Source organism: Streptomyces sp. NPDC001100, from assembly GCF_053598575.1.
In genome coordinates this window covers 1-1,521 of record NZ_JBSFKO010000097.1, presented here as the reverse complement: position 1 = coordinate 1,521, position 1,521 = coordinate 1, and the positions used below count along the sequence as shown (strand labels likewise).

The window sequence follows — 1,521 nt, the reverse complement described above, 5'->3', positions numbered from 1 at the left end:
CAAGGCCATGAAGTTTCGGGTGGGGTGGTGGCCGCAAGCAGGGACTGATCTGGAAGGGCGCCGGACGCGAGAAGCGGAGCCCCGGTAGAACTGGCTGGTCCGCCAAGACAAGCCGTTCACAAAGACCGGAGGCTCCGCTGTCCGGACAGTGTGTCATCACGCGTGAAATCGTGGTAGCCGAAGGTGTCTTCGCCCCGGGACATCTGGGCGAGTTAACCCAGGTCGTGCCCTTCGAGATGGTCGACGAGGTCCTCGCCGAGTGCGGGGCGGTTCAGCAGCGGCTGCGGAAACTGCCGGCCCGCGTGGTGGTCTACCTGCTGCTCGCGGCCACGCTGTTCGAGGAATGCGGCTACCCGGCCGTGTGGCGCAAGCTGACCGGCGCCCTTGAGGCCCTGCCTCTGCCGCGGGTGACCGCGACCGCGCTGTGGCACGCCCGCACCCGGCTCGGCGTGCGCCCGATGCGGGCCCTGTTCGACCTGCTGCGCGGCCCGGCGTCGGCGCTCCGCACCACCGGGGCCCGCTGGGCAGGGCTGCTGGTCGTTGCCATCGACGGCACCTACCTGGACGTCGCCGACGATGCGAACGTACGCGCTCGGCTGGGCAAGGGGGCCAACCAGTACACCGCCGCCTCCGGTTATCCGCAGGTCCTGCTGATCGCCCTGGTCGCCTGCGGCACCCGCGCCGTCATCGACGCGGTCTTCGGCCCGCGCAAACCCGGCGAGCCCGTCCTCGGGCGCCGCCTGCTGCGCTCGACGCACCCAGGCATGGTCGTGCTCCTGGACCGGGGTTTTGCCACCAACGCCTTCCTCGAAGCTGTGGCCGGCACCGGTGCCGACTTCCTGGCCCGGCTCTCCGCAGTGCGCAAGCCGCCCGTCCTGCACCGCCTGGACGACGGCTCCTTCCTATCCCGGATCGGCACGGTTCACGTCCGCATCATCGAGTGCGAGATCACCATCGCCACCACCGCCGGATGCACCACGGGTGTCTACCGCCTGGCCACCACCCTGCTCGATCCCCACCGCTATCCAGCCTTCGAGCTGGTCAGGCTGTATCACGAGAGATGGGAAGTGGAGTCCGCCTATTTCGCGGTCAAGCACTCGATGCTCGGCCGACGCGTGCTGCGCTCGCGCACCCTGCCGGGCATCGCGCAAGAGATCTACGCGCTCCTGACCGTCTACCAGGTGATCAGGATCGCCATCGCAGACGCCACCAGCACCGTCCCCGGAGCCGACCCGGACCGAGCCAGCTTCACCATCGCTCTCCACACCGCTCGTGACCAGATCATCCAGGCCGCGGGCGTGATCGCCGGCACCACGATCGACCTCGTGGGCACCATCGGCCGGGCAGTCCTGGACCACCTCATGCCTGCCCGCCGACTTCGCCTCAGCCCCCGCGCCGTCAAACGGCCACTGTCCCGCTACGCCTACAAGAGCCTGCGCGTCGATCGACGCACCTACAAAGCCACCATCAGCATCGACATCCTGTTGACAGCACCCAACAGCCCATAACTTCATGGCCTTG

1 protein-coding gene is annotated in these 1,521 nt (G+C 68.4%); it reads left to right on the top strand.

Annotated elements, in window-relative coordinates; all coding sequences use genetic code 11:
* Nucleotides 1–170: 170 nt before the first annotated feature.
* Entirely contained in the window at nucleotides 171–1,508 is a 1,338-nt protein-coding gene (locus ACWDEW_RS48800; protein ID WP_450522833.1) for an IS4 family transposase, read from the top strand.
* Nucleotides 1,509–1,521: the final 13 nt, after the last annotated feature.